General features: G+C 66.2%; 12 protein-coding genes and 1 pseudogene. 7 read left to right on the top strand and 6 right to left on the bottom strand.

Annotation, left to right across the window (positions count from 1 at the left end; translation table 11 throughout):
* Window positions 1-106: 106 nt before the first annotated feature.
* The 6 genes and pseudogenes from FJV46_RS14140 to wecB form a co-directional block, all read right to left on the bottom strand.
* Window positions 107-1,963, bottom strand: a complete 1,857-nt coding sequence (locus tag FJV46_RS14140) for a glycosyltransferase (protein ID WP_087026759.1) — start codon at window positions 1,961-1,963, stop codon at window positions 107-109.
* Window positions 1,964-2,182: 219 nt separating this feature from the next.
* Entirely contained in the window at window positions 2,183-5,995 is a 3,813-nt protein-coding gene (locus FJV46_RS14135; RefSeq protein WP_087026757.1) for a CDP-glycerol glycerophosphotransferase family protein, read from the bottom strand.
* A gap of 78 nt (window positions 5,996-6,073) precedes the next feature.
* On the bottom strand, window positions 6,074-9,790 hold the full coding sequence (locus FJV46_RS14130; RefSeq protein ID WP_158250112.1) for a bifunctional glycosyltransferase/CDP-glycerol:glycerophosphate glycerophosphotransferase: 3,717 nt from the start codon (window positions 9,788-9,790) through the stop codon (window positions 6,074-6,076).
* 25 nt (window positions 9,791-9,815) lie between these two features.
* Entirely contained in the window at window positions 9,816-10,532 is a 717-nt protein-coding gene (locus FJV46_RS14125; protein WP_087026751.1) for a phosphocholine cytidylyltransferase family protein, read from the bottom strand.
* Window positions 10,533-10,700: 168 nt separating this feature from the next.
* On the bottom strand, window positions 10,701-12,491 hold the full coding sequence (locus FJV46_RS14120; RefSeq protein WP_087026748.1) for a metallophosphoesterase family protein: 1,791 nt from the start codon (window positions 12,489-12,491) through the stop codon (window positions 10,701-10,703).
* A gap of 88 nt (window positions 12,492-12,579) precedes the next feature.
* Window positions 12,580-13,717: pseudogene (gene wecB, locus FJV46_RS14115) on the bottom strand (non-hydrolyzing UDP-N-acetylglucosamine 2-epimerase).
* Window positions 13,718-14,023: 306 nt separating this feature from the next.
* Between wecB and thiL the strand changes: the two are divergent.
* From thiL to FJV46_RS14080, 7 genes are read left to right on the top strand one after another with little or no spacing between them, the layout of a single operon-like run.
* The gene (gene thiL / locus FJV46_RS14110) at window positions 14,024-14,959 is read left to right on the top strand and encodes a thiamine-phosphate kinase (protein WP_232008399.1); all 936 of its coding nucleotides are present in this window, start codon (window positions 14,024-14,026) and stop codon (window positions 14,957-14,959) included.
* Window positions 14,960-14,981: 22 nt separating this feature from the next.
* Window positions 14,982-15,926, top strand: a complete 945-nt coding sequence (locus tag FJV46_RS14105; RefSeq protein ID WP_087026745.1) for a DAK2 domain-containing protein — start codon at window positions 14,982-14,984, stop codon at window positions 15,924-15,926.
* A complete protein-coding gene (locus FJV46_RS14100; RefSeq protein ID WP_087026742.1) occupies window positions 15,916-18,150 on the top strand; it encodes an ATP-dependent DNA helicase RecG in 2,235 nt (744 codons plus the stop codon). Before FJV46_RS14105 ends, FJV46_RS14100 begins: the two co-directional genes overlap by 11 nt.
* Before the next feature lie 38 nt (window positions 18,151-18,188).
* Window positions 18,189-18,593: a TOBE domain-containing protein gene (locus FJV46_RS14095; RefSeq protein ID WP_087026739.1), complete on the top strand. Its 405-nt coding sequence runs from the start codon at window positions 18,189-18,191 to the stop codon at window positions 18,591-18,593.
* A gap of 2 nt (window positions 18,594-18,595) precedes the next feature.
* Window positions 18,596-19,468: a molybdate ABC transporter substrate-binding protein gene (gene modA / locus FJV46_RS14090; protein ID WP_087026737.1), complete on the top strand. Its 873-nt coding sequence runs from the start codon at window positions 18,596-18,598 to the stop codon at window positions 19,466-19,468.
* A complete protein-coding gene (locus tag FJV46_RS14085) occupies window positions 19,458-20,378 on the top strand; it encodes an ABC transporter permease (protein ID WP_239961457.1) in 921 nt (306 codons plus the stop codon). The genes modA and FJV46_RS14085 overlap by 11 nt, the downstream gene beginning before the upstream one ends.
* On the top strand, window positions 20,378-21,556 hold the full coding sequence (locus FJV46_RS14080) for a sulfate/molybdate ABC transporter ATP-binding protein (RefSeq protein ID WP_087026734.1): 1,179 nt from the start codon (window positions 20,378-20,380) through the stop codon (window positions 21,554-21,556). Before FJV46_RS14085 ends, FJV46_RS14080 begins: the two co-directional genes overlap by 1 nt.
* The last annotated feature ends 5 nt before the right edge of the window (window positions 21,557-21,561 follow it).

Genomic DNA, 21,561 nt, shown 5'->3' with positions numbered 1-21,561 from the left:
GACGGCTCGAGCACCTCCGCGGATCAGCCCTCGGCTTCCGAAACCTCACCCACTACATCGCCCGCAGCCTCCTCGAATCAGGCGGCTTCAGACCCCAACTGCACTCTTATTTACGATGAGCCGGATTAGCGCTAGTGGGATCGCATCGGAACAACGAATGCGCATTGTTGAGTGTCGTCTCACACCACAATTCGAAGCCCGTGGTGTGGTCGGCAAAAAGCTCTTCCAGGTCACTTTTCTTCAACAGTGCTGTCAAGTTGCGATCTTCGTCACCCAAGCGCTGTGAATCAGCTGTCTCGAGGTAGAGGACGTTGGGGTTGTGCGGGTGTTGAACACGAAGTTGAATGGTCGGCTGAGCACTGTCGTGGATACTCGGTGGTCGGGTCCGGACGGCTACCCGTCCTGTGATGTGCAAAGCGTCGGGCATCTCGACGGTGGTCAGGCTGCTGAAACTACGTCCTGAAGGAAGGAAACCGTTGTCGAGCGCCGCACTAACCTGCTCGAGTTCCAGCCGGCCCTCCTTCTGCTGGCAGATCGTCTCGAGAAGGTCGTTCCAAGCTGCGAAAAAGCGCGGTAGTTGGAAGTTTTCGGCCATTTCGAAGGAGGCCCGCGACATCTGGGAGGACAACGAGGGATCTCTCAGCACCGATGTCGTCTTGCGCGCGAAGTCCTCGATATCCCCTTCTCGCGTCAGGTACCCGTTACTCCCATGGCGCACCATTTGTGCGGGCCCGTACTTGATGTCGTAAGCAACGATTGGGCTGCCGTGGGAGATCGCCTCTAGGAGGGACAAGGGTTGCGCTTCGAACAGGCTCGTCATAAGGAAGGCGGACGCTCGCCGGTACTGCCGACCGGGGTTCGGGTCATAACCGAGGAACTTCACCGAATCGGACAGACCGAGTGAGCGGGTCAATTCCTCCCACTCAGCGCGTTTGCTGCCTTCACCGTAGATCTCCAGCCGTGCTTCCGGGACCTCGTCCACGACACGCCGGAAAGCATGTAGGGCGTCCTGGACTCGCTTCTGCTTCTCAAGGCGACAAACGATCAGGGCCAGGTTCGGGTCCCTGTCCTCGGAGTTCAAAGGACTGCTATCGGCTATCGGATGGGGAAGGACGAAGATGTTGTTCAGCTTGCCTTCGGCCAACTCCAGGTCTGCGCGGTGGGCGTCGCTGAGGACAATGAAGGCATCCCAGTGGTGCAAACCGGAGATGGTCTCGTGCCAGTCCGCAGTCGCTGCCGGCGAGTTCCAGTGACGCGGGGGCTGGAGGTGAGGAGTGTGCGCGGTGAGGAGGAGGAATTGATTGTCCTCGCGTGGCTGCTCGGCAATGAGGCGCCCGGATTCCTTGGAATCGAAGAGGAGGAAGTGCCTCTTCTCGCGCTCTCCCATCACCCTGATCCAGCTGTTGATCAATTCCGGGACGCTGCTGAGAACGGCGACCGGGGTTCCGGCCGGGTCGGTCAGAACCACGCCGCGGTTCTGCCTGTCCCAGTCCGAGCCTCCAACCCGTCGATCGACTGTGGCGTAGACGGAGCCGTCGCTTCGTAGGTACTGGAAGTAGAAGGATCGCCGATCCCCATTGACGTCGATGGCTCGGCGCCATGGTCTGCCGTCCTTCGCGTACTCGACGGCGAAGTCCCGGCTCAAGCTCTCTCGAAACCACGACGGGATTTCCTTGTCCGTTCCGTCCGAGAATCGCCCGAGGTCGGAGCTCACTGCAAGTTCCTCGTACATGTTCCTCAAGTGAACCTGAGGAGGGAGGAGACCCTTCGATGTGAGCAGCTTCCGCTCCGTGTCGTACTCCGGATAGGCGTCGAAGGTGGCCAGTTCGATGGGTAGGCCCGTATTCTCCGAGAACAGGCGAGCTCTCAGAAGCTGAGACCTGGTAGCCCCGCCATAGGTGAGCCTGATGGATGCGTTGAGCATTGTGTAGCGACCATCCGGCAGATGATATGGCGGTTCCATTGAATTCCTTACTGAGGTTCGATGCTATTGATGCGTTGTCTTGTAGGCGATACGGGCGCTTCACCGTCTCGATACTTCGCGTTCGCATCGAGGGTGGTTTGGACGTCGTTGCGTTGGGACCAGGAGGGGTCGAATCCTCCTCCTGCTGCGTACCGTGCAGACGGAGTTCGCCGCTGGTGCCGCGCCTACGTATCGGCTGAGAGGGTCAGTACCACCCGATCAGACGCTCCTGAAAGCGGATGAGCCAAGGGTGATCCTCTCGAAAGTCTGAAGAGCTTCTTTCTCATAGGTCGAGTAGTCGAACGGGGTGTACGTCGGCCAATCATCGAGAAATTTCGCCATACCGTTCTTCAAGCTCTCGACCGAGTTGTCCACGAGGAGCCCGTATCCGTCCTCCAGGATACTCCGGGGCCCGACCACGTCGGTCGAGATCACGGGTTTTCCGAGGATGAGTGCTTCCAACACGGCGAGACCCTGTCCTTCGTAGTTCGACGAAAAGACAAAGCAGTCACCCCTTCTGATCACGGGAAAAGGATTGAGTCGGAGGCCCGCCAGAAACACCGCCGGTTTCAGTCCCAATTGCTCGATCTGCCTTTCCAGTCGATTCCTCAGGGGGCCGTCACCGAGAATGATCAGTTTCGCCTCTGGATGATCCGCGACGAGTAGCGCGAAGCTCTGAAGTAGCTTTGCATGATCTTTTTCGGGCGACAGCCGCCCTGCCGTGACAAAGACCGCCGGGCAATCGCCGATCCACTCCTCGATGTCTTCTGGCACTGGTTCTTGGGACAGGGCGACAGTCGCATCGGCATTGACCAAGTTGTTGCTGAAGTGGAACTTTTCGGGGTCGATGGAGAACCTGCTCGACAGTTGTCGCTTGTTTTCTTCGGCTACGCTCTCTGTCACTGAGATCAGCGAGTCGTACCGAGGATAGAGCCGGAACATTGATTCGAGATATCGGAAGCGGTGCAGCCATTCGCTGTGCATGTCATTGTGCAGGAAGATCGACTTGGTGCTTGCTTTCGACGGACCAGCAGCGAAGAGAGCGGCCCAGAAGCGAGCGTAGCCCTCGAAGCAGACCAGAGCGTCGAAGTGCGCTGTGCCGAACATGCGCCGGTATTCGCGGGCGAATGCTGCATGGTAGATGTCCCACTGCTCGTCGGTCTGCAGGTCGCCTTGCGCATTGAACTTGTCGACGATCCAGCGCTCCTCAGCGCCGATCAGTTGCGCTCCCACCCGAGGCAGAACGCGTACGTGCTCAGGGTTCTGGCCGAACTTCTCCAGTCGGCGTTCGTCCGAGGAGACGGACGACGGTTCGATCGCCACGAAGACCTGAGTGTCTTCGGGATCAAGGTGCGATGTCAGGTTGAGATACGAGGAGGTAATACCATTCGGAATGAAGGAGCCCTGGTACATGAGCATGGTCTTGCGGGCATCCTTCTTCCGCGGAAGTGTCCACGTGGACGCCCCGAAGAAGAAGAAGTCGATCGCCCGGGCTGTCGACTCGCCGTGCTCAAGGCCGACGTACTCGTCCGACCCGCTCGACGTTCCTCCTCGCTGCTTTAGGGCGTGCGCCAGCCCGTCGCGGAGTTCAGTCGTATTGGAGCACAGCTGACCTGGCAGGGTAGCAATGTCCAAACACAGGCCGCGGCTCTGCTCGTACTCCTCGAGATCGTAAGCGTAGTAGATGATCGGGCGCCCGGTGGCCATGAAGTCGAAGGCGATACTGGAGTAGTCCGTGATGAGGACATCGACGATCGACAGGAGATCGTTGGTGTCGATATCGGCCGGCACAAGATGCTCCGCGATGCCAGCATCATCGAGCAGCGCTTCCGTGACGGGGTGACCCCGGAACAGCAGCCGCGCGTCGAGAGAAGCCATGGTCTTTATGTCGACCATCAGCCGGTCGTTGTCGAGCTTTCGATCCGCCAGAGACCCTCGCCATGTAGGGGCATACAGTGCCACCTTCTCTGAGGGGTCGATTCCCAGCCGGTCCCGTAGCAACGCGCGCGCATCGGTCGGCAGTTTGACCGTCGCATCGACTCTCGGATATCCCGTAACCGCAAGCTGGCCGTCGAAGATCCCGGATATCTCGTACTTATCCATCAGAATTTCGGCAGTGAATTCGTTCGGCGCAAGGATGTGCGTGCTGTGCAGGAAGTTCCGGGTCGCATTCCGGTAGTCCATGAAGCCGTCCTTGATGTCCCGACCCAGTGACTTCATCGGTGTTCCATGCCAGGTATTGAGGTACTGCTGCTCAGGACGGCGACTGAAATACGGCGGGAACGTGTTGTTGTTGATCAATCGCCCAGCCGACGCCAGGTAGCGCAAGTAGAGGTCGCTGTCGCGTGCTGCGAAGATGACGTTGGCAAGGCCGCGAAGTTCGTCTGGAATCTTGGACCGATCATTGATTACCCATACATGGGTAACGTTGGTGAAGCGCTCGTCGTGCAGCAGACCGCGGAAGATATTCAGTGGGTTGCAGCCGATCGAGTTGCCCTGGCTGCTTTCGTAAAGAATGACGTCCTCCCTGATGGGCAGCGTCTCCATGTATTCGACATAGATCATCGACTGCTTCAGCGTCGGATTCTTGAAATAGGCCGCAGTGTTGACTCCATGTGGCCGTTTGAGAAGACGAGTTTCACGGAAGGCCGCAGTGGCCTCTTCGAAGCGGCCGAGTCGAAAGAGAACCGAGCCGAGGGAGAAGAACAGCCGTGGCTGGTGCTTCTCCGAGCGCGAGACGGCCGCTTCGTAGGCGGCCGCTGCCACATCCAGGGCGCCATGGTCCTGCGCACGTTTGGCTAGATCGGCGCATTGTAGCGACGTCTGAGCGCATCGCGCCGCAGCTAGGCCGGCAGCGAAGATGCTTTGCAAGTATTCGCTCGGTCTGATGGCCGTCGGTTCAGCAGAAGGGACGCTTGATTCGCTCTTGTCGGGGCCGAGAAAGGCGACGCATGCTTCCTCATACCGATGCGCCCGAGCGAGCACACTGCCCAGCCTGTACGCCCAGTACTCGTTGCGTGGGCTCGAGAGGTTCAGCGCGTAGGAATAGGCGTCAGCGGCAACGCCCCAATGACCAGCCCGTTCGAGCGAGAAACCGAGTCGGTAGTGCCACTGGGCGTGCGTGGGATCCAGGGCGATGGCTTTCCCGATGATGTCGGCGCCGCCCTGCCAGTCGTAGCATCGCTGCAACGCGAAGCCCCAGCGGTAGGCGATCTCAGCATCGCCAGGATTGTGGCGGAAAGCGGCAGCGTAGTGTGTTGCGGCGAGCCGCCATTCACCCTTCTTCTGGAAGAATGCGCCTACTCCGAGCCTTGACGCCTCCAGCTCGGTGTCCGCGGCGATCGCACGCGCGTAATGGTGCTGAACGAGATGCTCGGAGCCGGCCAGGTGGTGTGCCCAACCAGCCTGGAAGTGAAGCCGGGCGTCCTTGGGGACCAACTGTGCTGCGGCAGCAAAATTCTCTGCTGCCGCTGGGTACCGATTCATGAAGAACAATGCCTCGGCGAGGGCGGTCAGCCATTCCGGGTCGTCCCGGTAGAAAGGCTTCCCCGCGGACAGCACGTCGATCTCCTGCCACTTCGGAGCTTTTCGCTCGTGCAGTACGCGCCGCCGGTCGGCGTACACAGCACGCACGTCGTCGGTCTCCGCTCGCTCTGCGGCGCGCTGGCGCTCCGCCGCTGCCTCTACTGCGCGGAGGCGATGTTCCCAGCGCTCGTGTCCGGGCTGGAGGCGGAGCGCGTCCCGGTAGTGCTCGCGCGCGACGGAGGGGAAGTTCTGCCGTTCCCTGATGTAACCGAGCCGATAATGCCATCGCGCGGAACTCGGGTCCAGCTCGAGGGCGGTCGAGACGTGTTGAGCCGCTTCCTCGAGATCCCCCGAGTGCAACAACGCGTGTCCCAGGAGGAACTGCTCGTTTGCTGAGCTGGCGTCGCGCATTGCGTGGGTAGCCAGCGGCGCTTGAGAGAGGGTCTTTCGATCGTCGACCGGGGCGGTTTCCATCGGTACGTGGGGGGAGGGAATCCCGGTAGACATAGCTCTCCTGCTAAGAGTGGGAAGCCAATGGGCGGATTGAAGTTCCTTGCCCAGGCATTGAAGGGGATTGCCCGACCGTCACACGGCGTTCGCCATGCTGACGGAACCGAGCGGAAGCGCGTCGACCACCCGCTGGGTCGCAGACCCGTCGCACATCGGCGCGTACGTCTCCACGAAGGCGCGGTAGCGTTCCGCGTATCGCATCTGGATGGAGGTCACGTTCTTGATGGCGTGCACCACTTCAGGTGTTGTCATGAGTAGTGGTCCGGGAGCCTGCGCTTCGAGGTCGAAGTAGAAGCCGCGGGTCGAGTCGCGGTACTGGGCGATGTCAGGGGTCAGGAAGATGATCGGCTTGCCGGTGACACAGAAATCGAACATCACCGATGAGTAATCGTTGATCAGCACATCCGCAGCCAGGTAGAGGTCGTTCACCTCGGGGTACTCTGTCACGTCGATGACGAACCGGTTCCCTGCAGTCTGCCGCTGGCCCGCGATGTTGTGGTGCCCTCTCAAGAGGATGACGTAGTCGTCGCCCAACTGTTCCTGGGCGGCCTCGAAGTCCAGATAGGTCACCATCTCGTACTGCTTCGAGGTGTTCTTGGCGTCGTCGCGCCAGGTGGGCGCATACAGGATGGCCTTCCGGCCTTCCGGGATACCGAGGAGGGCCCGAACGGCCTCACGTCGGCTCTCGGCATCGGGGGCCTTGAGCGAATCGTTGCGAGGATAGCCCTCCGCGATCACGTGGCCCGTGAAGCCGAAACAGGAGGCGAGGACATCAGCGGCGTACGGGTTCTGTGCAAGGAGCGCATCCCAGTAGGCGGCCTCGCGATGCATGAGATTCCAGTAGGACAGCGAGAAGTTCGTGCGGGCGACGTCGTTCCCGAGCTTCTTGAGCGGCGTGCCGTGCCAGGTCTGGATGTAGGTCTGGCCCTCGCGCTTCCTGAAGTAGAACGGGAAGTTGTTGTTGTTGACCAGGAGTTTCGCCTCGGCGAGTAGTTGGTACCAGAGGCGGGACCCGATGATCACGGGCTGCGTGCCGTCGGGCACGGGAACCGAGAAGTCAGCGATGGCCCAATACATGTCGCCGGCCGATCCTCGTCGCTGGAATTCCTCGAGGATGCGCCGCGTGCTGTCCGTTGCCCGACGGCCCCCGAAACACATGAAAAGGACGGCGTCCCGTAGCGGCAGCTGCGCCTCGGCGATCTCAGTGCGAAGTGCCTGCTGGTTGTACCGTCCCAGCTCGTCCGGCTTCAACGGCGGACGGAAGTGGACCGTGAGCGCGCCGGCGGCGGCAGTCCTGCTGACACCGACCTCGAGCGTGTCGCGGAGCACCCGCGAGGGGAGATCGGTCTGGAGGGCCGGAGCAGCGGGTATCCAGTATCCTGCGTTGTCCTCGGTCTTCTGCGGGATGTAGCGGACGCTGTATGCCCCGACCTCCGGCATCTGGTCCGGGCCCTCCCACGGAGCGGTCACCAGAGGAAAACGCACGGAGAACCGGTTGCTTCCCTGATTGCGGGTCACGTTCAGCGAGACCTGGTCGGCTTCGATCACGGATTTGCCGCTCGAGAGAACGATGCGCGGCGCATGGATGCTCGTGAAATCCGCTGTACCGAGAACCGTCAGGTAGTGACCGTCATCGCTGACAGCGAGGTCGTCGGCCTCAACTCGATACCGCCGCTCCTCCAGCGCGAGGAAACCGTAGCCGGTGAGCTTGAGCCTCAAACGGCGGGACCGGTCCGTCTGCTCCTCGAAGTCAGTGCTGTCCTGCCGCCAGGCGATGGGCTGAGGCGTCTTGAAGCCGCTGTCGAGTCGTAGGTCCCATTGATGCTCCGTGCGGGGGGAGGCGTCGGCGGCGAGGCGGGGGATCACGAGCCGGTAGTCGGCCACGTTCCCGCGGACGTCAACGCAGACGGCGGTTTTCCGGATGGCGAGTTTCGAGCACTCCACCGTGATCTTCGAGGCGAGGGGTGCGGAATGGGCTTCCACCGTGATGGTCAGTGCGCGACCGTCGAGTTGCACGTCCACTGCGGAGTACATGGGCGCGACCCGCACCAGGGTGAGGCCAACGCCGGGCTTGAACTCCAGGGCTACACGGCGGTTGCCGTTCATCGGGGCGATGGGCACTGTCCCTGCGGCACCGGCGGTCTCCCGACGGGTGGCAGCGGATTCCACGATGCGCCCCTGTGCGGTGAGTCGCAACCGCAGGGACCACGCCGGCGTGGTCGTGTCCTCGGCGAGGAGGTCCGCGGGATCGATGTCGATCGTGAATCCGCTGTCGGCATAGCTCGCCCAGTTGTCGTTTGCGTCCCAGTCGATGGCGGGGTCCCGGTGCCGTCCGACAACGAGGGGGCGAACTTCGATCCCGTCGGGGTCGACAAGGAGCGCCTCGATGACGAGACCACCGGTCTCCGGATCGATCGAAGGGATGTAGGCGTGACCGCTGATCCTCAGGCGCCCGTCGGCGTCCCAGGTGAGTCCCGTGATCTTGCTGGTGACCCGGAGGTCGATGTCCTGGCAGGTGAGCAGGGCCTCGGACGGGCGTCGGGTCAGGTCGTCGAGGTAGGGGGGCCGCGCGAGGAGCGTCCCGTGGTCGGTTGCCGTGGCGAAGGAGGACCCGAGGTCGCTGCGGGAGCTGCAGATCGTGGCGACGTCGGCTCGATTGTCGTCGAGTACCGCCGCGAGGAGGAGGCGGTTATGGAGGCGGATGCTGTCCCACGCGACGGGGGCAAGGGCCGCGAGTTCCTGTGTTCCACGCACGAGGCTGGACCAGTAGGCCTGGTCGGTACGGGGGACGACCTCGATGAACGGAAACAGGTCGGTGCCGAGAATCCGCGTGAGGAGCCGTTCCGCGACGTCCGGGGAGACGGAGTCGGTTGCCCCGGTCATCACACGCGTCATGCGCTGCAGGTACTCGTCGAGGATCCTTGGGCTGCACAGCTGTTCACGTGTGAGCGCATCGCCGGCGTCCCCCACGACGTCGCTCGTCTTCCCCGGGAGAAGATCAATGGTCGTGGCCCGCAGGTAGGCCGTGCGGACCACTTCGGCCTGCCACAGGTCACCTTCGGCATCCACCCATGTCAGCTGCTCGAGCCAGAACTGCCGCGAGAAGACCTTGTTACTGAGGTAGGTGTCACCGGCCAGATCCGGAGAGTGCTGCAGCGTGGTGGTGGAGGCCGCTTTTCCGTGCAACGCGCTCTGCGCTGCCGGTGTGGCGAACTTGGTTCCCTTGCTCACGCCGACCGTGCCGACGGCAAGGTCCGACCCCGACGCCTTGAGGGAATTGACTGCGGCCGCAACCGCTCCGGCGGCCAGGAGGTCACCGGCTGTCAATGACAGGATCCAACGGGTCTTTGCGTTGTCGACTGCCGTCTGACGCGCTGCGACGGCACTCTGTCCCGGGGACGCCACGACGCTGATGCGCCCGTCCCTGCCGGAGTAGGACGCGGCGGTCTGCGCAATTGCCGCATCGTCGGTCGTGTCGATCACCACGACCGCGAGCGGTACGGATTTTTGCCGCAGGGCGCTCTGCAGTGTGGCGGCAAGATCCTGCCCCCTGTCCTCGACGATCACATAGATGGTGATCGCAGGCTTCTGGACAGGCGCAACAGACAGCGGTCGGGCGGAGGCGAGGGCTGACGCCGCTCGCTCGACCTTCGCGCTGTCCGCAGGATGCAGCGATTGCCGTATCTTCTTCCGCTGTTCCGCCGGGAGCTTCTGCCACGCCGTCCGGAGTTGCCGTTTTGCTACCCGACGGATTCCGGACACTGCGTCGTCTGCGGTGGTCCAACGTGCCATAAGTGCTTGTCCTTCTGAAGGTGGATCAGGCGTCCGCAGTGACGCGTGCGTCGAGCTCCTGGTTGGCGCGTTCCAGATCATCCGCGAAATCCACTTCCACGGCATAGAAGTTGCTGATGTCCACGGGCGTGTACTGGATGCCGTCCTTGGCGATGGTGAGCTCGATGCCCCGCTCGAAATAGTCCTGCTCCCCGACCTGAGCCAGACGCTTGATGAGCTTCTTCTTGTCCTTGGAGGAGATGTAGTTGATGCCCACCGCCTCGCCCAGGGCGTTTTCGACGGACTTGGAGAGCTGGTCGATATGGCCGTTGTCGTCAACGGTGTACTTGACCTCCTCGTCACTGACCGAGGACATGTCCACCGAGACAAAGGAGAGATCCTGTTCGATGAACGGCCGGAGGTACTTGACGATCTCGGGTGCGAACACGACGTCCCCGTTCATCCAGAGGACGCCACCCTTCGTCGAATTCCTCAGGGCCTTGAGGAGACTCTTGGAGGTGTTCGTCTGATCGAACGCCTCGTTGTAGACGAAGGATGCGGTGGGAACGTGCTCGAGGATCATCTCGAGCTTGAACCCGACGACGATCGACAGGCGCAGCTTCTTCTTGAACTCGGAGGTGAGGTTCTGCACCTGCTGCTGCATGATGGTTCGTCCGTCATTCAGCTCTGTGAGGGGCTTGGGATGGGGGCGTGCGAGACGTGTTCCCATACCCGCAGCGAGGATAACTACCTGCACCGTCATAATATGTCCTGTCGATTGTTGCGCCGTGTGGATAGGGAACATGATCGATGTGAAGCCATCATGAGACTTTGAGAGTCGCACCACCACACTGCGGCACCCCCGCCAGCGATAGTACAGGAGGCTGTACTCGGCGGAAGTGCAGGGAGGGGTGACCCTACGTCTTAATTTTCAAAACGGTGCGGTGATCAGGAGCTCGACATTCTGGTCCTCGGCCGCGCCCATGACCGGCCTCGGGTCCAGACCGGGCCGGTTGGCGGCCAGTTCCAGGCTGAGGGCGGCGAGCGACGTCGGGCTCTGCGGTCCGTCGTGCCGGACGTCCTCCGCGGAGGAATGATCGATCAGCGTTGCGAGGATCGACAGTGTGCCGTCCGTGTTGTCCACAAGCTCGATCACGCGCGACTGCTGCGGGAAGTCGATGAGCGATGCCGTGGTGATCTCCCATATCCCGCCGGACCCGTCGGACCTCGGATGTGCTTCGACCCGGTGTCGGTGCTCGTGGCCGTTCAGCCACAGGACGAGATTCGGGAACCGCGAGAGGATCGAGAGGACCTCGTCCCGTGCCAGGGACTCCCCGCCGTCGTCCGCCGTCGTCGCGTCATCCTCGAAGGACCGGAGGGGGTGGTGGCTGACAAGCACCACAAGCCGATCCTCCACGTCCGCCGTCACTGTTTCGCCGTCGTCATCGCGATACGAACTCGACGCTGCCGTGAGCTGTTCGACCAGCCAGGATGCCTGCTTTCGGTCTAGGACTCCGCGGGTGCCGCCGTCCGGGCTGGCGGTGTTGAGCATGATGCCGCGCACCTTGTCGGAGAGATCGAAGGAGTAGTAGAGCGCGTCCTCCGTGGTCGGCTGCTCGGGAAGGGAGCCGGGGCGCATGAGCGCAGTCCGGAAGGTCGCTTTGTCGAACACGTCGCGCTCGCTGGACGCCGTGACCGTGCGGGACGGCAGGTCGGCCAGCAGCCGCTTGCGATCCTCCTGGTTGCCCTTAGCCTGCTCCCAGAAATCCGACTCCTTCATGCCGCGAGGCAGGTCCACCGGGAGGCGCGGGCCCGTCCGCACCAGGTCGACGAACTGCTCCCAGGGAGAAATACGCGAGCCCCCGTACCGCCCGGTTTCATCGTGGTTGCCGAACCCCACGTAGAACGCGACTGCGGCGCCGGGGGCATCGATGGGAGTGCTCGCCGCGTCCAGGAGCCCTGCGACGGTCGGATAGCCGAACTGCGTTTTCCAGTTGTCGGAATCGGCGTCGTCGGGCTCGGGCTCGGGGTGCCAGACGTCTGCGAAGAGGTCGCGGGGAGAACGGCCGTGGTCCTGGATCCCTTCGTACCGCCCCACCGGGTTCGAGGTCGCGCGCCCGCCGTCGAGGGCTGAGACCACTGCGTCCAGCTCGCTGGTGCAGAAGGAGTTGGTGAGGTCGCCGCTGATCACCAGGGCATCGAGTGGCCGTCCGCTCTCGGGTCCCTTGCCGAGCGCATTGAACGCCCGCACGGTTGCGTCGAGGACGTGAACGGTCAGGACGTCCTGGGGCCTGAACCGTCCGGACGTCGGGTAGCCGTCCTCGAAGTCGAGGTACTGCCAGAGGAAGGAGAGCCGACCGGGATTCGTCGCGTCGAGGACATGCGGGTCGGTGATGTGCCCGAAGGCGGCCAGGGCCAGTGGTTCCGACCGGGACCCGTCCGGCCGGACCGCGAGATCCTCGCGGACAACCCGCTCCAACCCGTCGCCGTTCTCCAGCACCCGGTAGGGCAGGTCCTCGGACAATCTCGCTCCCAGCCCCACCGACCGGTCGCGCGTGGTCGGATGTGCTCCTGGGGACCGCGGCGAGTCTGTCGGGTTGCCGGTGGTACAGCCGGTGAGCGGTGCGACGGCTGCCACGGTGGCAGCTGCCAGGGACAGTTGCAGGAGCCTGCGGCGCGACACGGGACGGGCGGGGGTGCCGGGGTAGATCAGGAGAAACATCCTTCAGGAGTCGATGCGGTCAGGGCCGCCGTCGGAGCGGCACGATCTGTCCGGTATCAAGCCTAGGGGAGGGATGGGCTCCGCGGGTTCACGGGTTCGGCGTGAAGTCGGGAAGGCGCGCGCCGACGCCGAGCAGCTGCTCGACCGCCGCCGCCACGCGCTCAGCGGCCTTCCCGTCGCCGTAGGGATTGACTGCTGTGGCCATGGACGAGTAGTAGTCGTCGTCGTGGAGCAGCGCGGTCACGCTGTGGACGATCGCCTCCTCATCCGCTCCCACAAGGGCGACGGTCCCCGCCGTGACGGCTTCCGGCCGTTCCGTGTTCTCGCGCATCACGAGCACGGGCTTCCCGAGGCTCGGGGCTTCCTCCTGCACACCGCCGGAATCTGTCAGCACGACGGCGGCCAGCGACAGCAGGCGGGCGAATTCCCCGTAGGCGAGCGGCTCCGTGAGGATCACGTTCTCCCTGTCCCTGAGAGCAGGGACGATGGCCTCCCGCACCACCGGATTCATGTGCAGGGGCAGCACCACCGTGAGGTCCGGCTCGTTCGCTGCTATCCGTGCGATCGCACGTGCCATCCCGCGCATCGCGGCTCCCTGGTTCTCCCTCCGGTGGGTGGTGACCAGGAGGATCCGGCGGCCGCTGCCCGCCAGCGTCTCCAGCCGCGGATCCGAGAACGGATGATGGTCCCGGACCACCTGCAGCAGGGCATCGATGACGGTGTTCCCCGTGATCGCGATATCCGCGGCAGCAATCTTCTCGTCGAGGAGATTGCTGCCGGCTGGTGCTGGTGGGAGCGAGGTGCAGTGCGGCGATCTGCGACGTGATCTTTCGGTTCGCCTCCTCGGGGAACGGGGACTGGAGATTCCCCGAGCGGAGGCCCGCCTCGAGGTGCACGACGGGGATCTGCCGGTAGAACGCAGCGATCGCCGCTGCTGTGGACGTGGTGGTGTCACCCTGTACGAGGACCGCGGCGGGCGGCTCGTCCCGAAGGAGGGGGCTCAGGCCGTCGATCGTCCTGGTCATGATGGAGTGCAGTTCCTGGCCGTGCTCGAGGATGTCGAGATCGTGGTCCGGCCGGATGCCGAAAAGGGTGTTCACCTGGTCGAGCATCGCCCGGTGCTGGCCGGTCACGGTCACGCGGACGTCCAGCGTGGCCGTCCGCCTGAGGGCGGTGATGACCGGTGCGATCTTGATGGCCTCCGGACGGGTTCCGAAGACGAGCATGACAGTTTTCAAGGCATCCCCCGACGCGGCGACTAGGCAAAGACCGAGTATAGGCGGTGGGGAGCTGACGAACCCGACGAGGCGCTGGACGCAGACTGTGCGGGCGGTGAGCACCTGTTAATCGACGGCGTGATCGTCAGGGCCTCGACGTACCGTGGATGTATGGCGAACTCTGATCCTGTGCTCCACCCCTCCCGGATGCCGGGTCCAATCGCAACCCCGCACCCTCCATCGCCTGGCAGGCGGGCTGCCGGCACGCTCGTCGGCGATGTGTCGGAAAGCGCCGTGCTCTCGAGAATCCTACCGATGTTCCAGCAGGCCGCCGCCTCCCTGCTGGGCCCGGGAGACGACGCCGCCGTCGTCGCTTCTCCTGATGGCAGAACGGTGATCAGCATGGACACCCTCGTCGAGGACCACGACTTCCGGTTGCTCCGGCCGAACGGCCTCCGCACCACCGGATACGACGTCGGCTGGAAGTCCGCGGCACAGAATCTGAGCGACATCAATGCGATGGGGGCCGCAGCGACGTCCCTGGTGGTGAGCCTGACCCTCCCACCGCAGACACCGCTCGACTGGGTCGAGGACTGTGCCCGCGGGTTCGTCGCCGCGATCCGCGGTCTCGGGGCGGCAGGCTGCTCCGTGGTCGGCGGGGACCTCGGTGCGGGAGCGCAGCTGGTCATCACAGCGGCCGTTACCGGCTCCCTCGAGGGCCGGGAACCCGTTTTGCGCTCACGTGCCCGGGCGGGAGATGTGGTCGCCGTGACGGGACCGCTCGGCCGAGCCGCCGCCGGCCTAGCAATTCTCGAGGACGGACGTCCGGTCTCCGACTTCGGCGCGCTGGGTGAGGAGCTGATCGCGGCTCAGCTCCGACCCTGCCCGCCCCTCGCCGCCGGACCAGCCGCTGCCGACGCCGGCGCGAGTGCGATGCTTGACATCTCCGACGGGCTGCTGCGCGACGCCGGACGGATCGCCACCGCCAGCGGTGTCAGCCTCGACCTCGACCCTGACCTCCTGCAGGAGCACGCGCACCCGCTGGCCCCGACCGCCGAACTGCTGCGGGTGGACCCGCTCGCGTGGGTGCTCGGTGGGGGAGAGGACCACGGCCTCCTCGCGACGTTCCCGCAGGATGTTCAGCTGCCACCCGGGTTCACTGCGGTAGGCTCGGTGCTGCCGGGCCGGCCGCAGGTGACACTGGCATCGCAGGCAACAGCTCTCAGGGGATGGGATCATTTTGCACACTAAGGTCACGGCCAACGCTGTCGCGATGAAGCGATGGCTGGGCAAGGCCGAAGAGTCTCTCGGCAACCACAGCGACCGGCTGAACGCCATCAACATCTTCCCGGTGGCGGACGGCGACACGGGCACCAACCTGTACCTGACGGTCCGCTCCGCCGCCCGCGCCGCACACGATGCCGAGACGGCCGACCTGGGTGAGCTGCTCAGCATCGCCGGTCGGGCGGCGATGGAAGAGGCCCTGGGGAACTCGGGGACGCTCTTCGCCGTGTTCCTCGCGGCGTTCGCCGAGCCCCTGCACGGGGCCAGCAGGCTCACCTGCTCCCTGCTCGCGTCCTCCCTGCAGCGGGCCCAGATCCGCAGCTGGTCGGCGCTCAGCGACCCCGTGCCGGGCACCATGCTCTCCGTCCTCGAGGCGAGCGCGCGGGGCGCGGCCGAGACCGCCGCCGGGCACGCGCAGGACGACAGCAACTCGACGCTCGCCCTGACCCTCAGGGCGGCGGTCCAGGATGCACTGCAGGCCGTGGTTCACACCGAGAGCCAGCTAGGCCCGCTGACCGACGCGCAGGTGGTGGATGCCGGCGGCGTCGGCTTCCTGCTCATCCTGGACGCCCTGCGGGCGGCGGCTCTCGGCGAGGAACTGCAGGACGAACTGCTCGACGGCCTGCACGGCTACGACATCCAGGCACCCCATATCCACAACGGAGGCGACGCCGAGGGCGTCGAGGTCATGTGCACCATCAACCTCAGCCCGCTGGACGCCGCGACCCTGCGCCTGCACCTGGACGAGCTCGGCGATTCCGTGATCATGAGTGCGGTCACCGAGGTCGAGGAGGGGTATCGCTGGCGGGTGCACGTCCATGTGCCGGACGCGGCGCCCGCCCTCGCCCTGATCCACGAGGCGGGAAACCCGGTCAACGTGATGGTCACGCAGCTCGCGACCTCCTCTGCTGGAGTCGAGGCCGGTGACTCCTGAGCGCGCCCGGCCCGCCACGGCGTCGGATCTCGACGCACCGCTGGACCGGCATCTGGGTGCGGTCGCGAAGCAGCTGGAGAAGCACTTCGGCATCACGACCGTCGGGGGACTGCTGCACCATTACCCGCGCACCTACCTCGAGCGCGGTGAGCTGACGCCCATCGCGGACGTTCCCGTGGACGAGGAAGTCACCCTGATCGCCCGGGTGCAGTCGGCGAACTCGCGCAGGATGCGCACGCGCAAGGGCATGCTGCTGGAGGTCGTCATCACGGACGACACCGAGGGCGGGCTCGGCGGCATGAATCTCACCTTCTTCAACGGGTACGGAGCCGAGCGGGACCTCAAGCCCGGCGTCCGCGCCGTGTTCTCGGGCAAGGTCACGGTGTACCGGGGCAAACTCTCGCTCACGAATCCGCGCTACGCGCCGCTGGAGGAGGGGGACACCGATCCGGAGGACGTGAGCAGGCCCATTCCGGTCTACCCCGCCGTGGAGAAGCTCGGGAGCGAGCAGATCGCCAAAGCCGTCGGCATCGTCCTCGACACCCTGCAGCTGGCCGAGCTCGACGACCCCGTGCCCGCGTCGATCGTCCGGCGCGATGCGCTGATGAGCCTCGCCACGGCGTACGAGCTCCTGCACCGTCCGCACCGGGTGGAGGACGCCTACCGCGCGCAGCACCGCTTCCGCTACCAGGAGGCGTTCGTGCTGCAGTCGGCGCTGGCCCGGCGTCGGGCACTGGCCGCCCGCGAGGACGCCACCGCCAGGCCCCCGCGCGCAGGGGGGCTGCTCGAGCAGTTCGACGCGCGGCTGCCCTTCACCCTCACCCAGGGACAGCTCGACGTCGGGCACACGCTGGCGGAGGACCTCGCGCGCGACCACCCCATGAACAGGCTGCTGCAGGGTGAGGTCGGCTCGGGCAAGACCCTCGTGGCCCTCCGCGCCATGCTGCAGGTCATCGACGCCGGCGGGCAGGCCGCCCTGCTCGCTCCCACCGAGGTGCTGGCGGCGCAGCATCTCCAGTCGATCACCCGTACGCTCGGGCCGCTCGCCGAGGGCGGCATGCTCGGTGGTGCCGCGGACGGCACCCGGGTGGTGCTCCTCACCGGATCGATGAACACCGCGCAGCGGCGGAAATCCCTGCTGGAAGCGGCTTCCGGCGACGCGGGCATCATCATCGGCACGCACGCCCTGCTCTCGGACAACGTGCAGTTCTTCGATCTCGGACTGATCGTGGTGGACGAACAGCACCGCTTCGGCGTCGAGCAGCGGGACTCCCTCCGCACGAAGGCGCGGACCTCGCCGCACGTGCTCGTCATGACGGCCACACCGATCCCGCGGACGGTGGCCATGACGGTCTTCGGGGACCTCGAAACGTCCACCCTCTCGGAACTGCCCGCGGGCAGGAGCCCCATCACCACCCACGAGGTGGGGCTCACGGAGCATCCTGCCTGGGTCGACCGCATCTGGGCCCGGGCACGCGAAGAGATCGACGCCGGTCGGCAGGTGTACGTGGTGTGCCCCAAGATCGGCGACGACGGCAAGGTCGACGACGACGCCGCGGAGGCCCTGTACGGCGAGCCTCAGCAGGACCGGAAGGACGCCGGACCGCAGGAGCTGACGAGCGTGGTCGGACTCCTCGACGCGCTCGGGGAGGTCCCGCAGCTCGACGGTGTGGCGCTGGGCATGCTGCACGGGCGCGTGGATCCCCAGGAGAAGGCCGACGTCATGGCGCGCTTCGCGGAGGGCAGCGTGCAGCTGCTCATCGCGACCACCGTGATCGAGGTCGGCGTCGACGTCCCCAATGCGACCCTCATGGTGATCATGGACGCCGACCGCTTCGGCATCTCGCAGCTGCACCAGTTGCGTGGCCGGATCGGCCGGGGCGGGCATGCCGGAACCTGTCTGTTGGTCACGAAACTCGAGCCCGGCCACCCGAGCCGAGAGCGGCTGTCGGCGGTCGCCTCGACGACCGACGGCTTCGAACTCTCGCAGAAGGACCTGGAGCTGCGGCGGGAGGGGAACATCCTCGGCGCCTCCCAGTCCGGCGGCCGCTCCGCCCTGCGGTTCCTCAGGATCACCCAGCACGGGAAGGTCATCGAGAAGGCACGCACCGACGCACAGGAGATCGTGGGGGAGGACCCGGACCTGGCGCATTACCCCGGCCTCTCCCAGGCGATCGACCTCTACCTCAACCCGGAGAAGGAAGCATTCCTCGAGAAGGGCTGAGCCTCTTTCTCCGCAGGTGAGGAGGTAGCATCCTTTTCATGGTGCAGATACGGATCAGCGAGGCAGCGCGCTTTCTCGGCGTCAGCGACGACACGGTGCGCCGCTGGATCGACGGCGGAGTGCTGGGCAGCACCAAGGACACGGCGGGCAGATCGGTGGTGGACTCCCTCGAGCTCGCCACCCTCGCGCACAGGAACGCCGTGCTGCCCGGAGACCCCTCGGACATCGGCAGGTCCGCCCGCAACCGCTTCGTCGGGATCGTCACGGACGTCCTCCAGGACACCGTGATGGCGCAGGTGGAGGTGCAGTGCGGACCTCATCGTGTCGTGTCCCTGATGAGCAGCGAGGCCGTCCGCGATCTCGGGCTGGAGAAGGGCTCCATCGCCATCGCCGTGGTCAAGGCCACCACGGTCATCATCGAGACGCCGGCCGGGAAGGCCTGAGGATGGACGGGTCCGGGACGTCCCGCAGGCGCGCTTCTCGCAGCCCGCTCCGTCGCGGGCACCGGCGCGCCCGCACCCTCGTCGCGACCGCCGCCGTCGCCCTCCTCCTGACCGGCTGCTCCGGGAGCAGGGGGACCGACGACAGCGGGACCGAGGACAGCGGGACCGAGGGATCGGCGGCTGCCGGCGCCCCGGCGATCGACGGCAGCATCACGGTGTTCGCCGCCGCATCGCTCCAGGGCACCTTCACCGAGCTCGCCGACCGGTTCCAGGACGCTCACCCGGGCGCGGAGGTGTCGCTCACGTTCGCCGGCTCCTCGGATCTCGTCACGCAGATCGTCGAGGGCGCTCCGGCCGATGTCCTCGCCTCGGCCGACGCCCGGAGCATGCAGCGGGTGGCGGACGAGGGGTTGCTGGCGGCACCTGCCGCCGACTTCGCCACGAACACCCTCCAGCTCGCGGTCCCGGCGGACAACCCCGCAGGGATCGCGTCCCTCGAGGATGCCGCCCTGCCCGGCACGAAGACCGTGGTCTGTGCCGTCCGGGTACCCTGCGGAGCAGCGGCCGCAGCGGTGGTGGAAGCAGCCGGGGTGGACCTCACGCCGGTGAGCGAGGAGTCGTCGGTCACGGATGTCCTGGGCAAGGTGGCCTCGGGCGAGGCCGATGCCGGTCTGGTGTACGTGACGGACGTCCGGGCGGCGGGGGACGCCGTGCGCGGCATCGACATCGCCGAGTCCGGCGCGGCGGTCAACACGTACCCCGCCGCTCGCCTGGCCGGGAGCACCGAGGCGGTGACGGCCGAGGCCTTCGTCGACTTCGTGCTCGGCCCCGAGGGCAGCTCCGTGCTGCAGGCTGCGGGCTTCGGTGCACCCTGACCTCGCCGGGAGCCGGGCGGACACCCGGCGGGCCGTGCGTCCCGTGAACACCGCCGCCCTGCCCCGGTGGGTCATCGCGGTCGCCGCGGTCGGCGCACTGTTCGTGGTCCTGCCCCTGGTCGCGATGGCGCTCCGTGTCGACTGGCCGCGCTTCGTCCCGCTCGTGACCTCCGAGAGCGCCCGGGCCGCGCTGCTGCTCAGCCTGAGGACGTCCCTGTCCGCGACCGCGCTCTGCGTCCTGTTCGGTGTGCCCATGGCCCTGGTCCTCGCCCGGACCTCCTTCCGCGGCCAGCGGCTCGTCCGTTCTCTCGTGCTGCTCCCGCTGGTCCTGCCGCCCGTGGTCGGTGGCATAGCCCTGCTCTACACCTTCGGGCGGCGCGGCCTGCTCGGGAGCAGCCTCTCGATGGCGGGCATCGACATCGCTTTCTCGACGACGGCCGTGGTGCTGTCCCAGACCTTCGTGGCCCTCCCGTTCCTGGTCCTCAGCCTCGAGGGGGCGCTGCGCTCCGTGGGAACGCGCTACGAGGCGGTCGGTGCCACACTCGGCGCGGGGCGCTGGACCGTCCTCCGGCGGATCACGCTGCCGCTGGTCCTCCCGGCCCTCGTCTCCGGCGCCGTCCTCTCCTTCGCCCGCGCGCTGGGCGAGTTCGGTGCCACCCTCACGTTCGCGGGAAGCCTCCAGGGCACCACGCGGACGTTGCCCCTCGAGATCTACCTGCAGCGTGAGACGGACCCGGACGCCGCGGTAGCCCTGTCCCTCGTCCTCGTGGTGGTCGCCGTCGTCGTCGTGGGGGTAGCGCACCGCGTGCGGCCGCTCGGGAGTCTCGATCCGGGCCGAGGGGCGACGCCGGGCCGGGCACTCACGCCCGACTCCCGCGCGCAGCAGCCCGCCTCCGGGCGGGCCGCCTGATGGATTTCTCCTTCGAGGCCACCCTGCCCGAGCGGCACTTCGACGTCGCCTTCGCGCTCGCGCACGGGCAGACACTGGCGGTGCTGGGACCGAACGGCGCCGGCAAATCCACGCTGCTGAACCTGGTGGCGGGGCTGCTCGCGCCGTCCGCGGGGCGTGCCACGCTGGGCGACGGCGTCCTCTTCGACGTCGGCGCAGGGCGGCGGGTCCTGACGGAGCCCCGGCGCCGCGGTGTCTCCCTCCTCGCGCAGGAGGCCCTGCTGTTCCCTCACCTGACCGCCCTCGAGAACGTGGCGTTCGGTCCCCGCAGCCGGGGAATGCCCCGTGCGCAGGCGCATGCCACGGCGACGACGTGGCTGGACCGCGTCGGGGTGGCCGAGCTGGCCCAGCGCCGTCCCGGCCGGTTGTCGGGCGGGCAGGCCCAACGGGTCGCCGTCGCGCGGGCGCTCGCCGCGGAGCCCTCGCTGCTGCTGCTCGACGAGCCGCTCGCCGCCCTCGACGTCACCGTGGCACCCGCCGTCCGCGCCCTTCTCCGCGATGTCCTGGCGGAACGGACGGCCATCGTCGTGACCCACGACCCGCTCGACGCCTTCCTGCTCGCGGACCACGTGCTGGTCCTCGACGGTGGGCGGGTGGTCGAGGCGGGACCCACCGGCGATGTCCTGACCCGGCCCGTCACGGGCTTCGGCGCGCGGCTCGCAGGGCTGAACCTGGTCCGGGGCCGGCGGACGCCTGCGGGCTTCGAGGGCTCCAACGGGCTGGTGGTGCCGTGGGAGGGACCACACCTCCCGGGCGACGAACTGGGGCTCGCGGTCCGCCCCGCCGCGGTGGCCGTCACCCGGGCGGCGGCGGGCATCACGCCGAACGGGTCACGTGGGTCGGCCGGATCGTGGCTGGACGACGACGACGACGCCGTCTCCGGTGCCGACGGGCCGCACCCGATCGGGGCGAGCAGGCTGACCGCACGGGTCGACGACGTCGAGCACCGAGGTGACGTGGTGCGCGTGCATGCGGCCGGGATGGCCGCGGATCTGGCTCCCGCCGACGTCGTGTCCCTCGGGATCCTGCCCGGCACCGAGGTGGTTCTGGTGGTGCGCCCTGAGGACGTCGCGATCTATCCGCTCCCCGCGCCGGGACCTCGCGACACGGGGCCCGGGGGTGCAGCCGTCGGGCGATAGAGTCG

Origin of the sequence: Arthrobacter agilis (genome assembly GCF_006494655.1) — a bacterium.
GTDB lineage: Bacteria > Actinomycetota > Actinomycetes > Actinomycetales > Micrococcaceae > Arthrobacter_D > Arthrobacter_D agilis.
Note: the sequence above shows the minus strand (reverse complement) of the source record. Positions and strands in the feature narration are given on the sequence as shown.